This window comes from Dactylosporangium sp. NPDC005555 (genome assembly GCF_040605635.1).
GTDB lineage: Bacteria > Actinomycetota > Actinomycetes > Mycobacteriales > Micromonosporaceae > Dactylosporangium.
The window spans coordinates 79,622-104,600 of record NZ_JBEXDG010000022.1 but is presented as its reverse complement, the minus strand read 5'-3'; the positions used below and the strand labels follow the sequence as shown (position 1 = coordinate 104,600).

16 protein-coding genes and 2 pseudogenes are annotated in these 24,979 nt (G+C 73.2%); 10 read left to right on the top strand and 8 right to left on the bottom strand.

Translation table 11 applies throughout. The annotated features are described in order from the left end of the window. The first annotated feature begins 110 nt into the window (after nt 1-110). Together eccD and mycP are read left to right on the top strand one after the other, a co-directional pair. Entirely contained in the window at nt 111-1,445 is a 1,335-nt protein-coding gene (eccD, locus tag ABZS58_RS24985) for a type VII secretion integral membrane protein EccD (protein WP_354785316.1), read from the top strand. Nucleotides 1,446-1,767: 322 nt separating this feature from the next. Continuing rightward, nucleotides 1,768-2,997 carry a type VII secretion-associated serine protease mycosin gene (gene mycP, locus ABZS58_RS24980; protein WP_354785314.1) on the top strand — a complete coding sequence of 410 codons (1,230 nt, stop codon included), beginning with the start codon at nt 1,768-1,770 and terminating at the stop codon, nt 2,995-2,997. A gap of 7 nt (nt 2,998-3,004) precedes the next feature. Here mycP and ABZS58_RS24975 read toward each other — a convergent pair whose 3' ends face one another. From ABZS58_RS24975 to ABZS58_RS24955, 5 genes are all read right to left on the bottom strand, one after another. Further along, complete coding sequence (locus ABZS58_RS24975; protein WP_354785312.1) at nt 3,005-4,189, bottom strand: MarP family serine protease; 1,185 nt, start codon at nt 4,187-4,189, stop codon at nt 3,005-3,007. A 4-nt stretch (nt 4,190-4,193) separates the two neighbouring features. Then, complete coding sequence (locus ABZS58_RS24970) at nt 4,194-4,838, bottom strand: CoA pyrophosphatase (RefSeq protein ID WP_354785397.1); 645 nt, start codon at nt 4,836-4,838, stop codon at nt 4,194-4,196. 5 nt (nt 4,839-4,843) lie between these two features. Then, on the bottom strand, nt 4,844-5,443 hold the full coding sequence (locus ABZS58_RS24965; RefSeq protein WP_354785310.1) for a TlpA disulfide reductase family protein: 600 nt from the start codon (nt 5,441-5,443) through the stop codon (nt 4,844-4,846). Further along, a complete protein-coding gene (gene nth, locus ABZS58_RS24960) occupies nt 5,440-6,123 on the bottom strand; it encodes an endonuclease III (protein ID WP_354785395.1) in 684 nt (227 codons plus the stop codon). Before nth ends, ABZS58_RS24965 begins: the two co-directional genes overlap by 4 nt. 159 nt (nt 6,124-6,282) lie before the next feature. Next, entirely contained in the window at nt 6,283-8,973 is a 2,691-nt protein-coding gene (locus ABZS58_RS24955) for a CapA family protein (protein ID WP_354785308.1), read from the bottom strand. A 251-nt stretch (nt 8,974-9,224) separates the two neighbouring features. Here ABZS58_RS24955 and ABZS58_RS24950 point away from each other — a divergent pair, with 251 nt between their 5' ends. The 8 genes and pseudogenes from ABZS58_RS24950 to ABZS58_RS24915 all read left to right on the top strand — a co-directional run bounded on the left by ABZS58_RS24950 (nt 9,225) and on the right by ABZS58_RS24915 (nt 19,000). Next, on the top strand, nt 9,225-9,902 hold the full coding sequence (locus tag ABZS58_RS24950) for a Crp/Fnr family transcriptional regulator (RefSeq protein WP_033363643.1): 678 nt from the start codon (nt 9,225-9,227) through the stop codon (nt 9,900-9,902). Between the two features lie 113 nt (nt 9,903-10,015). Beyond that, nucleotides 10,016-10,609 (top strand): TetR/AcrR family transcriptional regulator, encoded by a 594-nt coding sequence (locus tag ABZS58_RS24945; RefSeq protein WP_354785306.1) that lies wholly within the window; start codon nt 10,016-10,018, stop codon nt 10,607-10,609. A gap of 1 nt (nt 10,610) precedes the next feature. Continuing rightward, nucleotides 10,611-11,480, top strand: a complete 870-nt coding sequence (locus ABZS58_RS24940; RefSeq protein WP_354785304.1) for a TIGR03084 family metal-binding protein — start codon at nt 10,611-10,613, stop codon at nt 11,478-11,480. A 56-nt stretch (nt 11,481-11,536) separates the two neighbouring features. Then, nucleotides 11,537-13,095, top strand: a pseudogene (locus ABZS58_RS24935) (acyclic terpene utilization AtuA family protein). Next, nucleotides 13,092-14,189: an acyl-CoA dehydrogenase family protein gene (locus ABZS58_RS24930; protein WP_354785302.1), complete on the top strand. Its 1,098-nt coding sequence runs from the start codon at nt 13,092-13,094 to the stop codon at nt 14,187-14,189. Before ABZS58_RS24935 ends, ABZS58_RS24930 begins: the two are co-directional and overlap by 4 nt. A 4-nt stretch (nt 14,190-14,193) precedes the next feature. After that, on the top strand, nt 14,194-15,774 hold the full coding sequence (locus ABZS58_RS24925) for a carboxyl transferase domain-containing protein (RefSeq protein ID WP_354785300.1): 1,581 nt from the start codon (nt 14,194-14,196) through the stop codon (nt 15,772-15,774). 14 nt (nt 15,775-15,788) lie between these two features. Beyond that, nucleotides 15,789-17,810 carry a biotin carboxylase N-terminal domain-containing protein gene (locus tag ABZS58_RS24920; protein WP_354785298.1) on the top strand — a complete coding sequence of 674 codons (2,022 nt, stop codon included), beginning with the start codon at nt 15,789-15,791 and terminating at the stop codon, nt 17,808-17,810. A gap of 29 nt (nt 17,811-17,839) precedes the next feature. Beyond that, nucleotides 17,840-19,000 carry an acyl-CoA dehydrogenase gene (locus tag ABZS58_RS24915; RefSeq protein WP_354785296.1) on the top strand — a complete coding sequence of 387 codons (1,161 nt, stop codon included), beginning with the start codon at nt 17,840-17,842 and terminating at the stop codon, nt 18,998-19,000. A 1-nt stretch (nt 19,001) separates the two neighbouring features. Here the strand turns inward: ABZS58_RS24915 and ABZS58_RS24910 are convergent, their stop codons facing one another. The 3 genes and pseudogenes from ABZS58_RS24910 to ABZS58_RS24900 form a co-directional block, all read right to left on the bottom strand. Next, a complete protein-coding gene (locus ABZS58_RS24910) occupies nt 19,002-20,582 on the bottom strand; it encodes a serine/threonine-protein kinase (RefSeq protein WP_354785294.1) in 1,581 nt (526 codons plus the stop codon). Nucleotides 20,583-20,660: 78 nt separating this feature from the next. Next, nucleotides 20,661-24,161 (bottom strand): annotated as a pseudogene (locus ABZS58_RS24905) (adenylate/guanylate cyclase domain-containing protein); the annotation flags it as partial. Next, a complete protein-coding gene (locus ABZS58_RS24900; RefSeq protein WP_354785292.1) occupies nt 24,158-24,943 on the bottom strand; it encodes an MBL fold metallo-hydrolase in 786 nt (261 codons plus the stop codon). The pseudogene ABZS58_RS24905 and the gene ABZS58_RS24900, both read right to left, overlap by 4 nt. Nucleotides 24,944-24,979: the final 36 nt, after the last annotated feature.

The window sequence follows — 24,979 nt, the reverse complement described above, 5'->3', positions numbered from 1 at the left end:
GCGCGGGGGTGCCGGGAGCCGGTTGCATCCAGCGTGACGAGTTCTTCACAGAGCGTCGAAAACGGCATCGCGGGCCGACATTGATCCATTGATCGTGGTACCTCTGACCCATGCCCGCAGCATCGCCCGGTCTGGCCCGCGTGACGATCAGTTCGCCACAGCGGCGAGTCGACGTCGCGCTGCCCGACGCGGTCCCGCTGGTGGAGCTCCTGCCCGAGTTGTTGCAGCACGCTGGGGTCGGCCTCGCCGACGACGGCGAGCGTCACGGGGGTTGGCTCCTGCGCCGCGGTGACGGCACCGCCCTGTCCACCACCACCGGCCTCGCCGGTCAGGAGGTCCGCGACGGCGCCGTCCTGCACCTGGTCCCGGCCCGGGCGAGCTGGCCCGACCTCGAGTTCGACGACGTGGTCGACGCGATCGCCGCCGGCGCCCGCCGCCAGGGCGTCGCATGGAGCCCCGCCGCGACCCGGGCGGCGGCCCTCATCGCCGCCGGCGCCGGCCTGGTCGTCGCGCTCGTGGCAACGGTCCGCGGTGACCTGCCTCTGGTCGCCGCGGTCGCCGCTCTGGTCCTGACCCTCACCGGCACCGTCGCCTCCAGGGCCTATGGCGACGCGCTGACCGGCGCGGCCGTCGCCGCGTCCGGTCTGCCGTTCGCGGCGGCGTTCGGCTGGCTCGCCGCCCCGCCGCTCGCCGGCGCCGCGGGTCGGGCGCTGCTGGCCTGCACCGCCCTGCTCGTCGCGGCGCTGCTGGCCGGCGCCGGTGTCGCGCACCTGCTCCGGCTTTTCGTCGCGGCGGCCACGACAGCTCTGCTCGGCGCCGCTGGGGCGTTCCTGGCCGTGCAACTGCGGCCCGCGGCGGCCGCGGCTGCGGTCCTCGCGACCGTCGTCGCGGGTGTGGCCGGCACGCCGTTGCTCGCGATCCGCCTCGGCAAGCTGCCCATGCCCGTCGTCGCCCTGCCCGGCGACCTCACCGCGACCGGCGCCGGGCTGGGCGCGCCGCCGGACCGCGACCGCGTGTTCGCCGCCGTCGCCCGCACCGACGAGATGCTCACCGGCATGCTCCTGGGCATCGGGCTGACCGCGGCGGCGGCCGCGGCCGTGCTCACCCATTCCCGCGACGTGTCCGGCCTGGTCCTGGTCGCCGTCGCCGGTCTGGCGCTGCTGTTACGGGCCCGCATGTTCGTCACGGTCCGGCACCGCGTTCCGCTGCTCGTCTCGGGTGGGTGCGCGCTCACAGTCCTGGCCCTCGCCGCTCCGCCGACGGCTGTGCTGGCCTCGCTGATCGCCGGGGCCGGTCTGGCTGTCGCGCTGATGGGGGCGCGGGCGGCGTTGCGGCCTTTGTCGCCGTACGCCGGCCGCACCGCCGACATCCTCGACATCCTCTGCCTGGTGTCAGCCATTCCACTCGCTTGCGCCGTCCTGGGCCTCTACGGCCTCCTCACTTGACCGTCGCCGGACCCACGGGCCCACGGGCCCACGGCCTCGGCGAACGAGGGCTGCCGCGATCCATCCGGGTCGCAGCAGCCAGCCGCGCATGGTCAGCAGCGGCCGGCCGCGACCGGTGACGAAGGCGTCGGCGGTGGCGGGTGGGGAGCGGTTTCGCAGGGGACGTTTAGGGGCTGGTTAAGAATCGCCCGGGTGTGGGGGTGGGAGGCTGACAGACCCCGCCAACACGGTCCAGAATGGGGCCATCGCACCCGTCCTCCTCCCCCGTGCCGCCGCCCGTGGCCTTGTTACGGCGGTCTTCGCGCTGTTGGTGTGGCTGGTTGTGGCGCAGCCGGCTGAGGCGGATCAGGCCAGGTCGACGCAGTGGCAGCTCAACGAACTCGACGCGAGGGACGCCTGGAAGGTGTCGACGGGCAGTGGGGTCATCGTGGCGGTCCTGGACAGTGGGGTCGACGCGGGGCATCCCGATCTCGCGGGGCAGGTGCTGCCGGGCGTGGACCTCGTCGACGGGGGTGACGGCCGCAAGGACCCGGTCGGGCACGGCACGACGGTCGCGGGGCTGATCGCGGGGCGGGCGGATGGCAACGCGGGGGTGGCCGGGATCGCGCCGGGGGCGAAGATCCTGCCGGTACGGGTGCTCGACAAGCTGAACAAGTACGACGACCCGGGCGTCGTCGCCAAGGGCATCCGGTGGGCCGTCGACCACAAGGCGAGGGTGCTCAACCTGTCGCTCGGCGGGGCGTTGCACAGCGACGCGATCGCCGACGCGCTGCGGTACGCGGCCGCGCGGGACGTCGTGGTGGTGGCGTGCACGGGCAACGTGGCGACGGACCCGTCGATCCACGAGGTGTGGTACCCGGCCCGCGAGCCGGGCGTCGTCGCCGTGGCCGGGCTGAGCGGCGGGAAAGCGTCGCCGAGCGCGCGGCCGACGGTGAGCCCGTCGGAGACGGGTGGACAGGGCGGCGGGGGCAACGGGCTGTGGGAAGGGTCGCTGACCGGCCCCGAGACCGTGCTGACCGCGCCCGCCGACAACCTGACCGGCGCGCGGCCCGGCGGCGGGTACTGGCAGGTCTCCGGCACCAGCTTCGCCGCACCGCTGGTGGCGGCGACCGCGTCGCTGATCCGGGCGAAGTACCCGAAGATGAGTGCCGCGAATGTGATCAACCGGCTGATCGGCACGGCGAAGGATCTGGGGCCCGAGGGGCGGGACGACCAGTTCGGCTTCGGCGAGGTCGACCCCCTCAAGGCGCTGCGCGAGCCCGTGGCGGAGGTGGCCACCAACCCGCTGACAACGGCGGCGCCGAAGGCGGAGAGCGGCAAGCCGGCCAGGCCCAGCGCCTCGGCCGCGCAGCCGACGCACGAGGGCGGCGCCGCCCCGATGCCGGCCGACGAAGACGCCGGGCTGGCAGGGGCCAGGCAGACCTCGGACGATGAGGACAGCGAGAAGGCGTCGAGCATCACGATCGGACTGGCAACGACGCTGCTGGTGCTCGTCGTCGGCGCCGCCGTGGTCCTGGCCCGCCACCGGGCCAGGCACGCACGACACTTCTAACGGCAGGTCATGCGCACTTCCCGGTGCCGGTCGGATCGTTGTGCGACTTCCCGGCCTCGGCGACGACCGCGGCCTCGGCGGCGGTGATGGCGAAGCCGGTGTTCGGGTCGTCGGCGGCCGCCGCGAAGATGACGCCGAGCACCGTGCCGTCGGGAGAGACGAGCGGGCCGCCGGAGTTGCCGCTGCGGACCAGGGCCCGGATCGTGTAGATCTCGCGGGTGACCTTGCCGTCCTCGTAGATGTCGGGGCCGGTGATGTCGCGGTGGTCGCGGATGCGGGCGGACTGCGCGTTGTACGGCCCGTCCAGCGGATACCCGATCACGATGGCGTCGGCGTTGGTCTCGGCCTTCTTGGTGGAGAACGGCATGACCGGCGCGTTCAGCCCCTTGACGTAGAGGACGGCGAGGTCGCGGTCGGGGTCGTACGCGACGACGACCGCCTTCTTCTGGGAGCCGTTGACCTCGACCGTGGTCGACTTGGTGCCCGCGACGACGTGGGCGTTGGTCATGACACGGTCGGTGGCGTAGACGAAGCCGGAGCCCTCGATGCGGCGGGAGCAGCTCTGCGCGATGCCCCGGACCTTGACGACGGACCGCTCCGAGTCCTTCACCAGCTTGGAGCCGGCGAGCTTCGGGTCGGGCGCCTCGACCTCCCGGACGCGGGTCGGCGAGAGGCCGTCGAACACGTCGGGGAAGCCGCGGGTGTCGACGGTGTCGCGCAGCGCGGCCGAGAGCTGGTCGGCCTGCTGCGGCATGACCTTGTCGACGCCGTTGAGGATGAACGAGTTGCTCACCGAGCTGGCCAGCCACGGCAGCGACGACTGGCTCAGCGGCGCGGCGACGAGCCAGACCACGACGAGCACCGCGACGACGGAGACGACCGCGCCGCCGGCGTTGTCGACGCCCTGCGCGGTGCGGTTGACGATCGCGCTGCGCAGCCGGTTGCCGACGAAGCTGGCCAGGGCCTGCCCGGCGACCGCGAGGCCGAAGACGGCCGCCAACGAGACGACGACCCGGATCGGGTCGTCGTCGAAGAAGTCCGCTATCCGTGGCCCGATCTGCAGGCCCAGCAGCGCGCCGCCGAAGAACCCCGCGAATGACAGCAGACCAACGAGGAACCCCTGGCGGTAGCCGTTGACGGCGAACATCACCACGAGGAGCACAAGGACGATATCGATCACGCTGCCAGACACGCATTCAGCCTACGGTGGCGGCACCAGGTGCCGGCAGTTCCTCGACCCGGTCCGTCGGCCAGTCGACCGCCCATCCGCCGAGTTCCAGCAGCGTGGAGACCACTCCGGCGGTGAATCCCCACACCAACATGTCGTGTATCCGAAACGCCGGGCCGATCCATCCGCTCGGGTGACGCAGCCGCAGACGGTTCGCCGGATCGACGAGATCGCGGATGGGCAGCCGCTCGACCCGGGCCACCTCGGCCGGATCCGCCGGCCCGACGGGGTGTGGCGAGCGCCACCACGCGACCACCGGCGTGACGAGGAAGTTGCTCACCGGGATCCACAGGGTCGGCAGGATCGTGACGACCTCGACGCTGGCCGGGTCGAGCCCGACCTCCTCCTCCGCCTCGCGCAGCGCGCACGCGATCGTGTCGGCGTCCCCGGGGTCGACCGCCCCGCCCGGAAACGCGGGCTGCCCGGCATGGTTCCGCATCGTCGCGGCCCGCTGGAGCAGCAGGATGTCGGGGCCGCTGTCCGGCTGCTCGCCGAAGAGGACCAGGACCGCGCTCTGCCGCTGCCCCTCGCCTTCGGGTGTGGGCAGCCGCGTGAAGTCGCCCGCCTCGGTGTCCCGGAGGCGGGTCAGGAGCGGCTCGATCCAGTCGGGCAGGTCACTCACGCCGGCACGTCGATCCCGAGGTGCTGGGCGGTGAGCTCACGGATCCTCTGCTCGTCGAGGGCTTCTCCCTGGTACGTGTAAACGACGCGTCCTCCCGGTGCGACGAAGAGGGTGGCCGGCAGTGCGCTGGAGACAGGTTTGCCCACAGTCTGGCTCAACGCGATCGAGAACTGCTGGTCGCGGTCCTCCAGCATCGGAAACGTGAGCTGTTTGTCATCGATCACCGACTGCGCGCGGGCGGGCGAGTCCTTGACGACCACACCGACCACGCGGACCTTGCCGGCGGCCGCGGTCACGAAGCGCTGGAACGCCGGCAGCTCGGTGCGGCAGGGCTCGCAGTACGACCCCCACAGGTTGAGGATCGTCGGCGCGGCACCGAGCTGGGCGGCGTCGACGTAGCGGCCGCCGTCGAAGCACCGCACGGCCATCGCGGGCAGTGGCTTGCCACCGGTGACGGCCGGGGACGGCGACCCGACCGGGCTCAGGCACGCCGGCCCCGTCGGCGCCGCGGCCACATCATCGGCTTTTGGAGCGGCCGCGGTACAGGCGGAGAGGGCGAGAACGGTGGACAACGCCGCGACGACGAAGCGGCTCATGAGGCCAGGGCCAGCTCGGTCAGCTCGGCGACGCGGGGGCCCTTCAACAGGGCGAGCGCCGTTTCGAGGTCGGTCGGTCCTATCCCGTACGACGGGCAGTCGCGCCGCAACGTGCAGGCGCCGCAGGCCGGTTTGCGGGCGTGACAGACGCGCCGCCCGTGGAAGATCACGCGATGGGACAGCATGGTCCAGTCGCGGCGCTCGATCAGCGCCCCGACGGCGAGCTCGATCTTCACCGGGTCGGTCTCCCTGGTCCAGTGCCACCGCTGGGTCAGCCGCTGGAAGTGCGTGTCGACGGTGATGCCGGGCACGTCGAACGCGTTGCCGAGGATCACGTTGGCGGTCTTGCGGCCGATCCCGGGCAGCGCGACGAGCTCGTCGAGGGTGCCGGGGACCTGCCCGTCGTGCCGCTCGATCAGCGCCTGGCCGAGCTTCATCAGCGAGTCGGTCTTGTTCCGGAAGAACCCCAGCGGCTGCAGCATGTCCTGCATCTCGACGCGGTCCGCCGCCGCGTAGGCGGCGGCGTCGGGGTAGCGCGCGAACAGCTTCGGGGTCACCTGGTTGACCCGCACGTCGGTGGTCTGCGCGGACAGGATCGTGGCGACGGCGAGCTCCAGCGGAGTGGTGAAGTCGAGCTCGCAGTGCGCGTCGGGATGGATCTCCGCGAGTGCCCGGCCCATCCTGCGGGCACGCCGCTTCAACCCCAGCGCAGTCTCTGTCACGCTCCGACGATACGTCGCCCCGCGACGGTGGCTGGCACAGCGTCGCCCCGCGACGGTGGCCGGCACAGCGTCGGCGTGCGACGGCGGCTCGGGCCCGGCGGCCGGTGGACGGCCGGATCAGCCGCCCGCCGGTTGGGTGATGGTCCCGTCGGCGGCGATCTTCGCCCCTGTGGTCGGGAAGTCCTGTTTCGTCAGGTTGGACACGAACGGGATCGCCTGCTTCTTCGGGTCCGGCTTCGGCAGGCCCGGCGCCACCATGTAGGTCGCGGTCAGCGAGCCGCTCTTGAACGTGCCGTCGCCGGTCATCGTCACCTTGAGCACTCCGCCGATGCCCACGGTGCCGTTGTAGCTCAGCGCGCGGTAGCCGGCGAAGTTGCCGAGGCTGTAGGCGATGAGCCGGCCCTTGTAGAACTCCATCGCCCGCATGACGTGCGGCCCGTGCCCGACGACCAGGTCCGCGCCGGCGTCGATCACCTTGTGCGCGAACGCGATCGTGTCGCACCGGTTCTCGCCGAGGAAGAACTCCGTGCCAGGCTTGGTGTGCGTCTTGTCGGAGCCTTCCGCGCCCTGGTGGACCTGCACGACGACGAGGTCGGCCTTGGTCGCGGCCTCCTTGATCACCGTCTCGGCCGCGTCGAGGTCGCTGCACAGGTTGGACCACTTGTACGACGCGAACCCGACGACCGCGATCTTCAGGCCCTTCGCCTCGCCGATGGAGACCATCCCCGGCCAGCCGGTGTACTTGATGCCGGCGCCGTCCATGGCCTTCTGCGAGTTCTTGTAGCCGACCTCGCCGAAGTCGTAGGCGTGGTTGTTGGCCATGGTCATCATGTGGAACCCGGCGTCTTTGAGGTTGTTGACGTACGACGGCGGCGTCCGGAACGCGAAGCACGTCTTGCCCGCCGACTCGGCCGAGCATTTGCCGACGCCCGTGTCCTCCGTCAGCACCTGCTCCAGGTTGCCCATCTGGAAGTCGGCGGTGAGGAACTCCTTGACCGGGTCGAAGAAGCCCTTGCCGTTGTTGGGCGGCAGCCCACCCGGCGCCATGCCCATGACGATGTCACCGGTGGCGGTCATCGTGACCTCCGTCCCGGCGCCGGCCCCGGCGGGCGCGGCCGTCCCGCCCGGCGTGGCCGCCTCGCTGCCCGGCTTCGCGACCGCCGGCGGCTGGCTCTTGCCCGGCTCGGGGTCGTCGCCGCTGAGGAACGTCGCCGCCCCCGCGGTCCCGGCGCCGATCACGAGCGCCGCGATCGCGCCCAGGATGATCGCCGTGCGCCGGCCGTTGCCGCCCCGCGGCGGTGGGTTCTCCCCCGGCAGCGGCAGCTTCCGCCGCCCGGCCCGCTCCTCGGGCTGATACGCCTGCGCCGCGAACAGGTCCTCCGGTCCCCGGGTCGCGCCCGGGTCCGGCGCCCGCGTGGCCCCGTAGACCGGGCCGGTCGCCTGGCCGCCGTAGACGGGGCCCGTGGCCTGCCCGGCGCCGAAGGCCGGACCGGCCGGGCCGTCGTTGTAGCCGGGACCGTCGCCATACGCGGGTCCTTCGCCATACGCCGGGCCGCTCACCGGCCCACCGGCCGCGAACATCCCACCGGCGGCCGGCCCGCTGTCCCGGAACGACCCGGTGGACTGCAGGTCGGCGTCCCGGAACGTGCCCGTCGCCTGAGGGTTCGGCTCGCGCAACGGCCCCGGCGCCGGCGGACCGTCCCGGAAGGCGCCCTGCGGACCCGCGTCGCGGAACGTGCCGGTGCCCTGCGGACCGGCGTCGCGGAACGTGCCGGTGCCCTGCGGACCCGCGTCGCGGAACGTGCCCTGCGGGCCACCGTCGCGGAACGTGCCCTGCGGCGGGCCGTCCTGGAAGGCGCCCGTGTCGCGGACCGGGCCGGTCGGATCGGGGGCGGAGGCGGGCACTGCGGCGGCGCCATACGTGCCACCCGCCGGCCTGGCGCTGCCACGGACCTGACCCGTGGCCCGCTCACCGGTGTCGAACATCGGACCTGTCGGCTGAGCGCTGCCACGGACCGGAGCGGCTCCCTGCGGACCGGCGTCGAACATCGCCCCCGCCGGCTGAGCGCCGCCACCGCCGCGGACCGGGCCGGTGCCCTGCGCGCCCGCGTCGAACATCGACCCGGTCGGCTGAGCGCTGCCGCGGGCCTGAGGCCCGGAGTCGAAGGAAGAGGTCGAGGCGGCGCCCCGGGCCTGGGGACCGCCGCCGTCACGGCCGGGGGTTGCGGCGCCCCGCGCCGGGTCGAACAGCGAACCGGTCGGGGACGCGCTCCCACGGACCGACGCCGTGCCCTGCGCGCCGCCGCCGAAGGCCGGGCCCGGAGGAGGCTGCGGGGTGCGGTGGTCCTCAGGGGCCCATGCGCTGGGCGGCTGCTGCGCCGCCCGGAAGTCGCCGCCGCGCAGCTCCGTGCCGCGAGGGTCGCCCGGCCTGGTGTCGGCGCTCCAGGCGGCCGTCGCCGGGTCGGCACCGCGCCCACCGTCGCCACCCCAGGCGGCGGCACCGGCGTCGGACCCCCAGGCGGCCGTCCCGGGCTCCGCGCCCCAGTCGCCCCGGCGCCCGTCGCCCCTGGCCCCGCCCCGAGGATCGGCGGCCCAATGCCCGTCATCGCCACGCGCCGCGCCCCGCGGGTCAGAAGCCCGCCCGTCAGCGCCCCGCGGATCCGGAGCCCACTGCTGGTCGGCGCCGCGAGGATCAGGACCGGGCTGGCCGTAACCCTGCCCGCGCGCCGGCGGTTGATCGTGTGGAGGCTGCTCGCGATCGTCCGGCCAAGGGGACGGGTCGCTCGGCGGACCACCATAGACCGTCATGCGCTTCCCACCCCAGAACTCAAGGACCGGCGGGGTCGAGTCGCCCCGCGGCGAACATATCGCACCCCCGCGACGTCGTGACCGTCCGGTTCCGGTGCGTCACCAGTACCTTTGAAGGACGCCGCGCCGCAGGTCGGCATGTATCGTGAGCATCCTGCCCGACGCCCGCGACACTATCGGCGTGTGCATAAACTGACGTTCGCGTGATTGCTCATGGCGAGTGACCCGCCAACGGATTCGAGGTGGACGCGATGGACGAGGTACTGGCCCGCAGCGGCATTTTCCAGGGCGTCGAGCCCGAGGCTGCCGAATCCCTCGCCAAAGAGATGGAGACGATCGACGTCCGCAAGGGCGAGATCGTGTTCAGCGAGGGCGAGCCGGGCGACAGTCTGTACATCGTGCTGTCCGGCAAGATCAAGGTAGGGCGCCGCGCCGCGGACGGCCGGCAGAACCTGATCGCCGTGATGGGCCCGAGCGACATGGTCGGCGAACTGTCGCTGTTCGACCCGGGTCCGCGCACCGCGACCGCCACGGCCGTGCTCGACACGCGCCTCGCCCGGCTGCGCAAGCAGGCCCTGCGCCCGTGGCTGACCAACCGGCCCGAGATCGCCGAGCAGCTGCTGCGGGTGCTGGCCAGGAGGCTGCGCCGCACCAACGACGCTCTCGCCGACCTGATCTTCACCGACGTGCCCGGTCGCGTGGCGAAGACCCTGCTGCAGATGGCGGGTCGCTTCGGCACCCGCGACGGCGGCGTCCTGCGGGTCAACCATGACCTGACCCAGGAGGAGATGGCGCAGCTCGTCGGCGCCTCCCGCGAGACCGTCAACAAGGCCCTCGCCGACTTCGCCTCCCGTGGCTGGCTCCGCCTCGACGGCAAGAGCGTCATCATCATGGACCCCGAGCGCCTCGCCCGCCGCGCCCGCGTCTGAGCACAGCAGTCCGGCACAGACACCCCAAAAAGGCACGCCGCCGCGTGCCTTTTTGCTTGCCGTCAAAAAAGTCAGTCTTGACTGTTTGTTTTTCAGGCAGCACCCTCGAACGGGTGAGGGCACCGCAGCAGGAACGCAGCCGCGCCACCCAGCAGCGCCTGCTGGAGGCGACGGTCGACTGCCTGGTCCTGCACGGCTGGTCGGGCGCGACGACCACGGTCATCGCCGAGCGTGCCGGGGTCTCCCGCGGCGCCCAGCTACACCACTACCCCACGCGCGCCGCCCTGGTCCTGGCCGCCGTCACGCACCTGGCCGAGCGGCGGGCCGACGAGATCCGCAAGGACGCCGCCGCGCTCACCGGCGACCGCGACGAGCGCCTCGACAAGGTCCTGGACATGCTGGCGACCGCCTTCACCGGGCCGCTGTTCGTCGCCGCCCTCGAGGTGTGGGTCGCCGCCCGCACCGACAGGGAGCTGCGCGACGCGCTGGTGCCGATCGAGGCGGAGTTCGGCCGGGAGATGCATCGCCTGACGGTCGAGGTCCTCGGGGCCGACGAGCGCCGCCCAGGCGTCCGCGAGGCCGTCCAGGCGACCCTCGACCTGCTGCGCGGCCTCGGCGTGGCCAACCTGCTCACCGACGACAGCCACCGCCGCAGCCAGCTCCTGGCAGCGTGGAAGCTGCAGCTCACGACGATCCTGGGGGCCTGACATGGTGACGTTGGCGGAGGTCCTCGCCGACCTGCGCGAGGAGTCCGGGGAGCTCGACCGGCTCGTGTCGGCCCTGGACGACAAGGCATGGAGCCGGCCGACGCCCGCGAAGGGCTGGACGGTCGCGCACCAGATCGCCCACCTGCACTGGACCGACACGGTGGCCACGCTCGCCGCGACCGACCCGGCCGCCTTCATCGAGCGGATGAGCGCGATCGAGGATCCGTTCACGATGGTGGACCGCGCGGCGGCGGACAACATCGTGCCGCCCGAGGACCTGCTGCGCCGCTGGCGGGAGGGCCGCGACGCCCTGGCCGAGGCGCTCGGCGAGGTGCCGCCGGGCGAGAAGCTCCCCTGGTTCGGCACCGCGATGTCGCCGCTGTCCACCGCGACCGGCCGGATGATGGAGACGTGGGCGCACGGCCAGGACGTGGCCGAGACGTTCCCCGACCGTGAGGACGCGCAGGATCACCGCCGCCCGACGCGACGGCTGCGGCACGTGGCCAACATCGGCTTCCGCACGATCGGGCACAGCTTCCTGAGCCACGGCAAGAACCCGCCGGAGCAACCGTTCCGCGTCGAGCTGTCCACGGTGGACGGTGACCTGTGGACGTTCGGCCCCGAAGATGCGGCGAACAGGATCACCGGTCCGGCACTGGACTTCTGCCTGCTGGTCACCCAGCGCCGGAACCCGGCGGACCTCGCCCTGCAGGCCACCGGCGACGAGGCCCGCGAGTGGACGACCCTGGCCCAGGCGTTCGCCGGCCCGCCCGGAGACAAAAGGCAACCCCGGGACACAAGGCAACCCCGGGACACAAGGCAACCCCAGGACACAAGGCAACCCCGGGACAGAAGGGAGCCCCGGCAGTGATCCGCATCGGCAACGCCTCCGGCTTCTACGGCGACCGCGCCACCGCCTGGCAGGAGATGCTCGACGGCGGCCACCTCGACGTGCTGACCGGCGACTACCTCGCCGAGCTGACCATGCTGATCCTGGCCAAGGACCGGATGAAGGACCCGTCCACCGGCTACGCCAAGACGTTCCTCAGGCAGCTCGAAGGCTTCGTCGGCACCGCCCTCGACAGGGGCACGAAGATCGTCACCAACGCCGGCGGCCTCAACCCCGCCGGGCTGAGAAAGGCGATCGAAACGATCACAACAGCCAAGGTCGCCCACGTGACGGCCACCGACGCAGGCGCGTACATCGGCGCGACCGGCATCGCGGAGTGCCTCAAGGCCGGCGCGGACATCGTGGTCACCGGCCGGGTCACCGACGCCTCGCTGGTCGTCGGGCCCGGCATCGCCCACTTCGGCTGGGGGCCCGGGGACCTCGACGCGCTCGCCGGCGCCACCGTGGCCGGGCACATCCTGGAGTGCGGCGCGCAGGCGACCGGCGGCAACTACGCTTTCTTCACCGAGCTGCCCGACCTGGACCATCCCGGCTTCCCCATCGCCGAGCTGCACGAGGACGGCGCGTCCGTCATCACCAAGCATCCCGGCACCGGCGGCGCCGTCACCGTCGACACGGTCACCGCGCAGCTGCTGTACGAGATCGGCGCCCCCGAATATCTCGGTCCCGACGTCACCTCGCACTTCGACACGATCCGGCTCACCCAGCAGGGCGACGACCGGGTCGCGGTCGACGGCGTCAAGGGCAGCCCGCCGCCGGACACGCTGAAGATCGGCACCCCGGCGCTCGCCGGCTTCCGCAACAGCATGACGTTCGTCCTCTGTGGACTGCACATCGAGGAGAAGGCCGCCCTCGTCGAGCGTCAGCTCCGGCGGAAGATCAAAGGCGACCTGGAGTTCCAGCTGGCCCGCACCGACCACCCCGACGCCGACGACGAGCAGCGGGCGAGCGCGCTGCTCGCCGTGCACATCAAGAGCACCGACCCGAAGGTGGCCGGTCGCGCGTTCTCGCAGGCCGCGGTCGAGCTCGCCCTCGCCTCCTATCCGGGACTGACCTTGACGGGCCCGCCCGGCGACGCCACGCCGTTCGGGATCTTCCGCGCGGAGTTCGTGCCGCGCGACGCCGTCCACCAGGTCGCCGTCCTCCCTGACGGCACGGAGGTCGAGGTCCGATGAGAATGCCGCTGGGAACACTGTTCGGGGCCAGGTCGGGCGACAAGGGCGGCGACGCCAACATCGGCGTCTGGGCCCGCTCCGACGAGGCATACGCATGGCTGCGCGAGACACTCACCGAGGACAAGCTGAAAGAGCTGCTGCCCGAGGTGCGCGACGTCAGCCGGCACGAGCTGCCGAACCTCCGCGCGCTCAACTTCCTGGTGCACGGGATCCTCGGCGACGGGGTCGCGGCCAGCACCCGCTTCGACCCGCAGGGCAAGGCGCTCGGCGAGTGGCTGCGCTCCAGGGTCGTCGACATCCCTGACGAACTGTTTCCAGCTCCCCCGGCTGCGCCGGCGGTTCCGAGGGGGGCTGCGCCACCCCACACCCCCCGTGCTGCGCACCAGAAGCCAATCCCATGACCGACGCGTTCGCGAAGCCCGAGCTGCGGGACCTGGTGCGGCAGTTCACCCGCAAGGAGATCGTGCCGCACCTCGACGGCTGGGAGCGGGCCGGCGAGGTCCCGCGCGACCTGCACCGTAGGGCGGCGGAGCTCGGCCTGCTCGGCATCGGCTTCCCCGAGGAGGTCGGCGGCGAGGGCGGCGACCTGCTCGACTCGATCGTGGTCACCGAGGAGATCATCCAGTCGGGCGGCTCGTCGGGCCTGATCGCGGCGCTGTTCACGCACGGCATCGCGCTGCCGCACATCGTGAGCAGCGGCGACCGCGACCTCATCGACCGGTTCGTCCGGCCGACCCTGCGGGGCGAGCTGATCGGCTGCCTGGCGATCACCGAGCCCGACGGCGGATCCGACGTCGCCGGGATCCGCACCACGGCGAAGGCCGACGGCGACTCGTACATCGTCAACGGCACGAAGCTCTTCATCACCAGCGGCGCCAGGGCCGACTTCGCCACCACGGCGGTGCGCACCGAGGAAGGCATCAAACTGCTGGTCGCAGAGGGGTTCACCGTCACCCGGACCCTGGAGAAGATGGGCTGGCACTGCTCCGACACCGCCGAGCTGTCCTTTGTGGACGTCCGCGTCCCTCGTACCCACGACGTCGGCGGATTCCACGAGCTCATGCGGCACTTCGCGGCCGAGCGGCTCTCCCTCGCCGTGCAGTGTTACGCGACCGCGCAGCGTTGCCTCGACCTGACCCTTGCCTGGGTGCGCGACCGGCACACGTTCGGCCGTCCCCTCGCGAGCCGGCAGTTGGTCAGGCACCGCCTAGCCGAGATGGCCCGGCAGGTGGACGTCGCCCGCACGTACGTGCGACACACCGCGGAACGTGTCGCAAGTGGCGAGCAACTCGTTACGGAGGTGGCGATGGCGAAGAACACGGCGGTCGCGGCCTGCGACCACGTCGTCGACCAGGCCGTGCAGCTGCACGGTGGCCTCGGGTATCTGCGCGACACCGAGGTCGAGCGCCATTACCGGGACGCTCGGATCATGGGTATCGGCGGCGGGACCACGGAGATCATGAACGAGATCATCGCGAAGCAGTTGGGGGTCTAGAGGCATGCCGATCCTGACCAGTGCGATCGACCCGCGCGGGAGCGTCTACCTGGACAACCGGGAGGCGATGCTGGAGCGGCTGACCGAGCTGGAGTCGGCGCTGCGGCAGTCGCGCGGCGGCGGGGGCGAGAAGTACGTGACCCGGCACCACGCCCGCGGCAAGCTGCTGCCCCGCGAGCGGATCGAGCTGCTGGTCGACCGCGACTCGCCGTTCCTGGAGATCTGCCCGGTCGCCGCGTGGGGCACCGACTACCCGGTCGGCGCGAGCGTCGTCGCCGGCATCGGCATCGTCGAGGGCACGCCGTGCGTGATCGTGGCGAACGACCCGACGGTCCGCGGCGGGGCGGTCAACCCGTTCTCGCTGAAGAAGACCCAGCGGGCCGGCCAGATCGCCCGCGAGAACCGGCTGCCGCTGATCAACCTGGTCGAGTCGGGCGGCGCGGACCTGCCGCAGCAGGCGGAGATCTTCATTCCCGGCGGGGCGGCGTTCCGCGACCTGACCCGGCTCTCGGCGGCGGGCATCCCGACCGTCGCGGTGGTCTTCGGCAACGCGACGGCCGGCGGCGCGTACGTGCCCGGCATGTCGGACTACACGATCTTCGTGCGGGACCGGGCGAAGGTGTTCCTCGCCGGCCCGCCGCTGGTGAAGATGGCCACCGGCGAGACCGTCGACGACGAGACGCTGGGCGGCGCGGCGATGCACGCCTCGAAGTCCGGGCTGGCGGACTACATCGCCGAGGACGAACGCGACGCGCTCCGGCTCGCAAGGGAATGTGTCCGAAATTTCGGAACAACGCTCGCGAGAACCTACGGCCCCGAGCCCAAGTTCGATGCCGACGACCTGCTGGGGATACCGAGCGCGGACCTCCGCGTGCCGTTCGACCCCCGCGAGATCCTGGCCAGAATCCTCGACGCCAGCGAGTTCGACGAGTTCAAGCCCGCCTACGGCCAGGCCCTGTGCACCGGCTGGGGCGCCGTCCACGGCCACCGCATCGGTATCCTCGCCAACGTCCGCGGCGTGCTGTTCTCCGCCGAGGCGCAGAAGGCCGCGCAGTTCATCCAGCTCGCCAACGCGGCCGGCACACCGCTGCTCTTCCTGCAGAACACGACCGGGTACATGGTCGGCAGCGAGTACGAGCAGGGCGGCATCATCAAGCACGGCGCGCTCATGATCAACGCGGTGGCGAACTCCAAGGTTCCGCACCTGACGATCAACATCGGCGCGTCGTACGGCGCCGGCAACTACGGCATGTGCGGCCGCGCCTTCGAGCCGCGCTTCCTCTTCACCTGGCCGAACGCCAAGTCGGCGGTCATGGGCCCGCAGCAGCTGGCCGGGGTGCTGTCCATCGTCGCCCGGCAGGCGGCGGAGGCGAAGGGCCACGCCTACGACGAGGAACAGGACCGCACCATGCGGTTCATGGTCGAGCACAAGGTCGAGCAGGAGTCGGCGGCGCTGTTCCTGTCCGGCCGCCTGTACGACGACGGCGTCATCGACCCCCGCGACACCCGCACCGTCCTGGGCATGTGCCTGGCGCTCGTCCGCTCAGGTGACCAGCACCCCCACTTCGGCGTCTTCCGCCTCTAAGCAAAGGACCAGCCGTGATTCGCAGGCTACTTGTCGCCAACCGCGGCGAGATCGCCAGGCGGGTGTTCGCCACCTGCCGGGCGATGGGCGTCGAGACGGTCGCCGTCTACTCCGACTCCGACGCCGACGCACCGCACGTCGCCGAGGCCGACTACGCCGTGCACCTGCCCGGCAACGCGCCGACCGCCACGTACCTGCGCGGCGACCTGCTCATCGCGGCGGCCCGCAAGTGCGGCGCCGACGCCGTGCACCCCGGCTACGGGTTCCTGTCGGAGAACGCCGACTTCGCGCGGGCCGTCATCGACGCCGGGCTCACCTGGGTCGGGCCGTCGCCGAAGGCGATCGCGCTGATGGGCTCGAAGATCGAGGCGAAGGCGCTGCTGGCCGACGTGGGCGTGCCGATGCTGCCGACCGCGCTCGAGCCCGAGCAGGTCGAGACGTTCCCGGTGCTGGTCAAGGCGTCCGCGGGCGGCGGCGGCCGGGGCATGCGCATCGTCCGGGACCGCGAGTCCCTCGCCGAGGCGGTCGCGGCCGCGCGGCGCGAGGCGGCGTCGGCGTTCGGCGACGGGACCGTGTTCTGCGAGCGGTACGTCGAACGCGCCCGCCACATCGAGGTCCAGATCATGGCCGATGCGCACGGCAACGTCGTGACGCTCGGCGAGCGGGAGTGCTCCATCCAGCGCCGCCACCAGAAGATCGTCGAGGAGACGCCGTCGCCGGCCGTGGACCCGCAGCTGCGGGACCGGCTCTGCCAGGCGGCGGTCGCGGCGGCCCGCGCGGTGTCCTACGTGGGCGCCGGCACGGTCGAGTTCCTCCTCGCGCCGTCCGGCGAGTTCTTCTTCCTGGAGATGAACACCCGCCTGCAGGTCGAGCACCCCGTCACCGAGTGCGTGGTCGGCGTCGACCTGGTGCGCCTGCAGCTCGTCGTCGCCGAGGGCGGCCCGCTGCCGTTCAACGGCCCGCCGCCGCTGCGCGGGCACGCGATCGAGGTCCGCCTGTACGCCGAGGACCCCGCCTACGCCTGGATGCCCTCGACCGGCACGCTGCACCGCTTCGAGGTGCCCGGCGTCGCGCACTCGTTCGCCCCGCTGCCCGCGCCGGGGCTGCGCCTGGACTCCGGGGTCGCGGACGGCTCCGTGGTCGGCGTGCACTACGACCCGATGCTCGCCAAGCTGATCGCCTGGGCGCCGACCCGCGCCGAGGCCGCCCGCATGCTGTCCAACGCGCTCGCGCGGGCCCGCTTCCACGGCGTCACCACCAACCGGGACCTGCTGGTGCGGGTGCTGCGGCACTCGGCGTTCCTGTCCGGCGGCACCGACACCGGGTTCCTGGACCGGCACCCCGAGGTGTTCGCGCCGCTGCTGTCGTCGGTGGACGCGGTGCGCCTGTCGTGCCTGGCGGCGGCGCTGTCCGGCGCCGCGAGGCGGGCCAAGACCGCCACGCTGCCAGGGCTGCCCTCCGGATGGCGCAACGTCCCCAGTGCGCTGCAGACGGTGGTGTACGAGGGTCCGACCGGCACGATCGAGGTCGGCTACCGGCTGGACCGCCTCAACGACCTGGCGGCCTGGGCGGTGCGCCGCGTCGACCCCGACGACGTGGGGCTGCCCGGTGCCGCGCTCGACCCGGCCGGCGCGCCGGACCACCCGCCCGTGGAGATCCTGTCGGCCACCGCCGAGCAGGTCGTGCTCGACGTCGCCGGGGTGCGCCTGCAGTTCGCGGTCGCCGCGGCCGGCCCGGTGTCCTACGTGGACAGCTCCGAAGGCTCGGTGACGCTGACCGAGCTCCCCCGCTACCCGCTGCCGATCGCCGAGCAGCCCGAAGGTTCCCTGGTCGCGCCGCTGCCCGGCGCGGTCGGCCGGGTCCTCGTCGTGCCCGGCCAGCGGGTCGCCGCCGGCGAGCTGCTGCTGACCGTCGAGGCGATGAAGCTCGAACACCCCGTCCACGCCCCCACCGACGGGGTCATCAGCGACCTTCGGGTCGCGGCCGGCTCGCAGGTCGAGTCGGGAGCGCTGCTGGCGGTGCTCACCCCGGCGTAGTTCACCTTTCTGATTGGAGCCCACCCCTCATGGACTTCGACTACACATCCGAACAGCAGGATCTCCGCGACGCGGTGGCGAAGCTCGGCAAGCGCTACGGGCACGGGTACTTCGTGCGCAAGGCGAAGGCCGGCGAGCACTCCGACGAGCTGTGGGACGAGGCGGCCAAGCTCGGCTACCTCGGCGTCAGCGTGCCCGAGGAGTTCGGCGGTGGCGGCGGCGGCATCACCGAGCTCGCGATCGTCTGCGAGGAGCTGGCCGCGGCCGGCGCGCCGCTGCTGCTGCTCGTGGTCTCGCCCGCCATCGCGGCCACGATCGTCGCCCGGCACGGGACGCAGGCGCAGCGGGAGCGCTGGCTGCCCGGCTTCGCCGACGGCACCCGCAAGGTCTGCTTCGCCATCACCGAGCCCGACGCCGGCTCCAACTTCCACAAGCTGTCCACTGTGGCCCGCCGCGACGGCGACGACTACGTGATCACCGGCCGCAAGGTGTACATCTCCGGCTTCGACGAGTGCTCGCAGGTCGTGGTGGTGGCCCGGATGGCCGACGAGCGCACCGGCAAGCTGAAGCCGGCGCTGTTCCTGGTGCCCACCGACACCCCCGGGCTGACCGCGTCCAAGCTGGACATGGAGATCGTGTCGCCGGAGAACCAGTTCCTGCTCTTCTTCGACGAGGTACGGGTCCCGGCCGGCACCCTGATCGGCGAGGACCCGGAGGCGGGGCTGCCGGCGCTGTTCTCCGGTCTGAACCCGGAGCGGATCACGGTCGCGGCGATGGCGTGCGGGACCGCCCGGTATGCGCTCGGGCGGGCCTCCACGTACACCGCCAGCCGCTCGATCTGGGGGCGGACGATCGGCAGCCATCAGGGCGTCGCGCACCCGATGGCGCACGCGCACATCCAGGTCGAGCTGGCCCGGCTGATGGTGGCCAAGGCCGCCGCGCTGTATGACGCCGGGCGTGACCTGGAGGCGGGCGTCAACGCGAACATGGCGAAGTACGCGTCGGCGGAGGCCTCGGCGCTCGCCGTGGACACCGCGATCCAGGCGCACGGCGGCAACGGCATGACCACCGAATACGGCGTCGCGACGCTGCTGGGCGCCACCCGGGCAGGGCGGATCGCGCCGGTCTCCCGCGAGATGATCCTCAACTTCGTCGCCCAGCACCTGCTGGGTCAGGAGAAGTCCTACTGACCTACGGACGCTTCAGCTGCGGGCCGGTGAACGCGTTCGGCGGGTTGCCGGCCAGGCAGCGGAACGTCGTCGGGCCCGCCCGCTGCTCGTCCAGGCCGGGCAGCAGCACGTCGATCGACCAGCTGACCGCCGGCAGGTACACCAGCAGCAGCGTCTTCTTGCTACACACCTCGCCGACCACGGCGCTGTCCCTGGCGGCCTTCACCTGGGTGCCCTTGGCGAGGTCGCCGGAGGCGAACACCTCCCAGACGTGCGACCCGCCGCAGTCGGCCGGCTGCTTGCCGGCGTCGAAGCACTCGAGGGTCTGCGAGCAGCGGGCCGCCTTCGGGGCGCCCGGCGGGCAGGCCGTGCCCTTCTCTGTCGTCGGGGCGGCGCTCGGGCTGTTCGCCGGGGTCGGGCTGGGGGTCACGGCGGGCCCGGCGCTGAGGTTGTAGGCGATGCCGGCGCCGGCCAGGGCCACCACGAGGAGCAGGACTGCGGCGGCGATCATGATGAACCGGCGGGCGCCCGGCGGCGGGGTCGGCGTGTCCAGCACGACGCCACCCTCGGGCGGGTCGACGGGCGGGGGGCCGCCGGCCAGCCACGCCGCCTGCTGGACCGTCTGCTCCTGGTCGCCGCCGCCCATGAACGGGGAGGCGAGGATGCGGTCCGGCTTCGCCGGCGCGGGCTCCGCCTTCGACGTGAAGACCGGCTCGACCGGCGGCGAGCCGAGCGGGGGCACGACCACCGGTCGGACGGGCTCCAGGCGCAGGCCGATCAGCAGGTCGCGGAGCTCGATCGCGGACGGGCGGGTGGTCTCGTCGTTGGCCATGCCGGCGCGCAGCACCGCCATCAGGCTCTCGGGGCAGCCGGGCAGGTCGGGGATCTGCTCGTTGAACATGTCGACCAGCGACAGCAGGCTCGGCGCCTGGTCGTCACGCCAGCGCGGCGGGCGGCCCCGCATCAGCGCATACAGGGTGGCGCACAGCGCATACACGTCGGCGGAACCCGCCGGCGGCGACTGCCGGAACGTCTCCGGCGGCGCGTATGCCGGGGTGAGCGTGTCGAGCGTCATCGACTCGTCGCGCCACTCGGCGAGGATGGCCAGCCCGAAGTCGGCGAGCGCCGGCTCACCGAACCGGCTGAACAGGATGTTGGCCGGCTTGACGTCGCGGTGCAGCACCCCGAGCGCGTGCGCGTCGGCGAGCGCGTCGGCGATCTTGAACCCGACGTCGCGCGCCTCGGACGGGCTGAGCGGCGAGTCCTTCATCCGCTCGGCGTAGGAGCCGTCGCACAGCTCCATGATCAGATACGGGTGGCCGAGGTCGGTCACGCCGGCGTCGAACAGGTCGACCACGTGCGGGTGGCTGGACATCCGCCCGGCGGCGCGGGCCTCGCGCAGGAAGCGGCGGCGGTCGCGCTCGGTCTCCAGCGTGCGATGCTCCACCTTGACGGCGACCTCGCGGCCGACCGATTCCTGGGTCGCCCGGTAGACGGTCGCGTAGCCGCCGCGCGCGAAGACGGTCAACCCGGTCATACCGGGCACCGTGGGCAGGGGTGCGGCTGCGGTCACGGCTAGAACGGTACGACAGCCTCCGGACATTCGCCGTCACGCATCGGCCACAACGTGTCCTCAGGAGGTGGCGAGGGCGGCGGTCACGACCGCGGCCTCGTCGCACTGGCCGTTGGCCTCCAGGGTATCGGCGAGGACGCGGGCGGCGTAGACGCGGCTGCGGACGTCCTCGCCGGGCAGGGTCTGCGCCTGGCGGGCCCAGTCGAGGGCCTCGACCTGGCGGCCGGCGGCGAGCAGCGCACCGGCGTAGGCCGCGACCGCGTGCCGGCGGGAGAACATCACCGACGGTCCCGGGCGCTCGGCGGCCACGCAGCCGAGCACCTCCAGGGCCGCCTCCAGGTCGCCCTGCGCCTGGCGGGCCAGGCCGAAGAGGACCCGGGGCGCGACCTTCGCCGCTTCCAGCACGTCATGGGTCTCGACGACCTGGAGCACGGCCCTGGCGTCGTCCTCGGCGGCCGCGGCGTCACCGCGGTCGAGGCTGACGAAGCCGCGCATCGTCCGCGACATGCCGATGAGCAGCGGGTGGCCGGTCCTTTCGCCGTACTCGGTGGCGTCGGTGAGCAGGTCGTAGGCGTGCGCGGGCTCGGCGAGCTCGCGGGCGACCACGCCCCGCACGACGAGGGCGAGCCCGCGGCCCCAGTCGTCGCCGGCGGCGGCGAAGTCGCGGTAGGCCCGGCGCGCCTCCCGGTCGGCGTCGGCCAGGTCGCCGCTCTCCGCGGCCGCGAACGCCTCGACCGCGCGCAGCGTGCCGACGGCCCAGGCGTCGCCGACCCGCTCGCCGAACGGCAGGAACGCCTTCGCGAGGCGCCTGGCCTCGCCGAGCCGGCCGGCGAGCAGCCGCACGAAGGCGGTGGTGCCGCGCAGCCAGGCCCGGCCGACGGGGTCGCCGAGCTCGGCGAAGCGGCGGGCGGCCCGGCCGAGCGCCGCGTCCGCGCCGGCGAAGTCGCCACGGGTGGTGGTGACCCAGGCCAGGTGCTGCAGGGACCAGGCCTGCGCGCGGCGGTCGCCGGAGCTGACCGCGATCTGGAAGGACTCGGCGAAGCGCCCGCCGGCCTCGGCGAGGCGGCCCTCGAGGAAGTCGGCCATGCCCAGCCGGCGCATGGCGTCGCCGCGCTCGTACGTGAGGCGGGCCTCGGTCGCGGCGTCCAGGGCGTCGCTCAGCGTCTGGTAGCTGCGGCGCTGGTCGCCGGTGGCCCGGTAGGCGCGGCCGGCGACGAGGAGGGCGCCCACCCGGACGGCCGGGTCGTCGGGCCCGTTCAAAGTGATCTTCTCGGCGCTGGCGAGGGCCTCGGGCACCCGGCCGAGCTGCAGCAGCGCCCGGGCGTGCACGAGCCGGTCGCCGGCCGGCACGACACCGCCGCCGAGCGCGGCGGCCCGGTCGGCGGCCTGCGCGGCCTGGGCGGGCTCGCCGGTGGCGAGGGCCTCGCGGGCGGCCCGGCCGAGTGCCTGCACGCCGAGCGGCGCGGCGGAGCGAGCGAGGGAGTCGGGGCGCAGCCCGACGACGTCGGCGAGGCGGGAGGCGCGCTCGGCGTGCTCGGCGATGAACGCGTCGGCGGCGCCGGTGGTCATGTTGATGCCGGTGACGGTGCCGGCGCTGTTGCCGCCGCCGTGGTGGGCGGCGACCGACGCGGCCGCCCAGCGGGACAGGGCGGCGTGCCGCTCGGCGAGGTCGGCCTTGCCGATGCCGGCGTAGGCGGCCTCGCGCAGCAGCGGCGTGGCGAACGCGTAGCCGCCGCGGGCGCGCCGCAGCATGCGCCGCTGGAGCAGCTCCTCGACGGCGCGCTCCAGCTCGACGGCGGCGACGACGGCGGGCCGGGCCGGCTGGCCGGGCGGGTTGAAGCGCAGCGCCTCCAGTGCCCGGCTGGGCACGGTGTCGCCGATGACGGCCGCGTCGCGCAGCACGGCGCGGGTGTCGGCTGGCAGCGCGTCGATACGGGCGGCGAGGACCGCGGCCAGGTCGCGCGACAGCAGCCGGCCGCCCAAGGAGCCGGGGGTGAGCCGCCAGCCGACGGGGTCGCTGCCGGGCACGGTGCTCAGCGCACCTCGCTCCTGCAGCAGCGTGACCAGCTCGGCAAGGTAGAACGGGTTGCCCTGCGCGGTCGCGAGGAGCCGGTCCTCGTCGGGCGCGGCGAGCCGCCCGCCACCGAGATACGCGCTGAGCAGCCGGGCCGCGTCGGCGCCCCGCAGCGGCGGGATCGGCACCAGCTCGGCGTCGGGGACGCGGGTCAGGACGCCGGCGGAGCGGACCAGCTCGGGCCGGCCGAGCAGCACGATCAGGACCGGGCCGGTGATCCGCTCGACGGCGGCGACGAGCGCGTCGACGGTGTCGGCGGTCGCGTCGTGCAGGTCGTCGACGATGACCACGAGCGGCGTCTCGGCGGCCATCCCGGACAGCAGCTCGGCGACCGCGTTGGGCACTGCGTGCAGGTCGAGCTCGTCGGGCTTGGCACCGGGCGCGACCCAGGACGCCTCGGCGGACGAGTCTGAGTAGCCGATCAGGCTCAGCAGCAGGTCGGTGGCGAAGCGCGGCGGCTCGGGACGGCCACGGGCGGCGCGGGCCAGCCGCTGGGCGAGGCGGCGCAGCCGCTCCTCGACCGCCTCGCGGGTGAGGTTCGTCGCGTCCGGCGGCAGGCCGATCGCGGCGCGGACCAGGTCGGCGAGGGGCGCGAGCCGGCGGCGCTCGCCGAACGCGGCGCAGTGCACCGACAGCACACGGGCGCCGCCGCCGGGGGCGAAGCCGACGCTGGGCGTGTAGCCGGCACCGCCGAGGTAGCCGGCCGCGAAGCGCTCGATCTCGCCGGCGAGCCGGGACTTGCCCAGCCCGGCCTCGCCGGTGAAGACCAGGACGCGGGTCTCCTGCCGGTCGGCGATCTCGGCGAGGCGGCCGGAGACGCGGGCGAGCTCGGCCTCCCGGCCGACGAACGGTGCCTCGTCGCCGAGGCCGGAGCGGGTGCCGGGCGCGTCGAGCAGGCCGAGCAGCTCGAACGCCTCGACCGGCTCCCGTTTGCCCTTCAGGCGCAGCGGCCGCAGCGCGCGCCACGAGGCGAGCCGCCGGGTGGTCGCGGAGGTGCGGTCGCCCGCGTAGACGGCACCGATCGCGGCGGCGTCGGCGAGTCGCGCCGCCGTGTTCACGGTGTCGCCGATCACGGTGTATTCGATGCCCGCCTGCACCCCCGCGACGACGGTGCCCGTGTTGAGGCCGATGCGCAGCCCGAGGGGTGCGCCGCCGCCGCGCTCGTCGTCGAGGACCCGGCGGACCGCCCGCTGCATGGACAGCGCGGCGCGCACGGCCCGCTCGGCGTCGTCCTCGTGCGCGACGGGGGCCCCGAAGACGGCCATGATCCCGTCGCCGGTGAGCTTGTCGACGTGCCCGCCGAAGGTCTTGACCGCGCCGGCGAGGGCGGCGAGGACCCGGTCGGTGACGGCGCCGACCCGCTCGGGGTCGAGGTCCTCCGACCAGGCGGTGAAGTCCGACAGGTCGCCGAAGAGCACTGTCACGATCCGCCGCTCGGCGGCGGGGAGGGTGGCGGCGGCCGGCAGCGCCGAGCCGCAATGGTGGCAGAACCGCGCACCTGGAACGGCCACGGTCCCGCACACCGAACACGTCACGTTGCGTCCAACCCTAAGTGGGGTGGATGTGATTCCCGACTCAGGTAGGCAAGTTGTGCGCGCACCGACCACTCGGCGGCTTCCCAGAGGTTGCGGTCCACATCGGCGTACACGCGGGCGACGACCTCGGCCGGCTCGGTGGCGCCCGCGGCCAGGGCCTCGCGGACCTGCGCGAGGCGCGCCTCGCGGTGCTGTCGGTAGAAGCGGGCGGCGACGGCGGTGTCGGTGAGCGCCGGGCCGTGCCCGGGCAGGGCCGGCACCCCCTCGAAGGTGGCGAGGCGACCCAGGCTGCTCAGATAGTCGCCCAGGTCGCCGTCGGGCCAGGCCACGATCGTGGTGCCGCGGCCGAGGATCGTGTCGCCGGTCAGCAGGACCCGCTGCTCGCCGTGCCGCGCGGCGAAGCAGACGGAGTCGGCGGTGTGCCCGGGCGTGACGACGGGTTCGACCAGGACCCCGTCCACGTCCAGCGTCGCGTGTACCGGTGGCTGATGCACCGGCGCGCCGGTGAGCTCGGCGAGGCGCGGCACACCTTCCGTGTGGTCGATATGACTGTGCGTCAGGATGATGGCCGCGACCGGGGCGTGCCCGGCGACCGCGCGCAGGTGGCCTTCGTCCAGCGGGCCCGGGTCGACGACGACGACGCCGCCACCCGGCGCCCGCAGGAGCCAGGTGTTGGTGCCGTCGAGCGTCATCGGTCCCGGGTTGGGCGCGCGGACGAGCGTCACCCAGTCGGGCAACGTCGTGAGGACCTCGGCGGTCGGGGCGGTGACGTGGCTTACCACGAAGTGATCGTACGGCGGGCCGGATCGCTCGACACG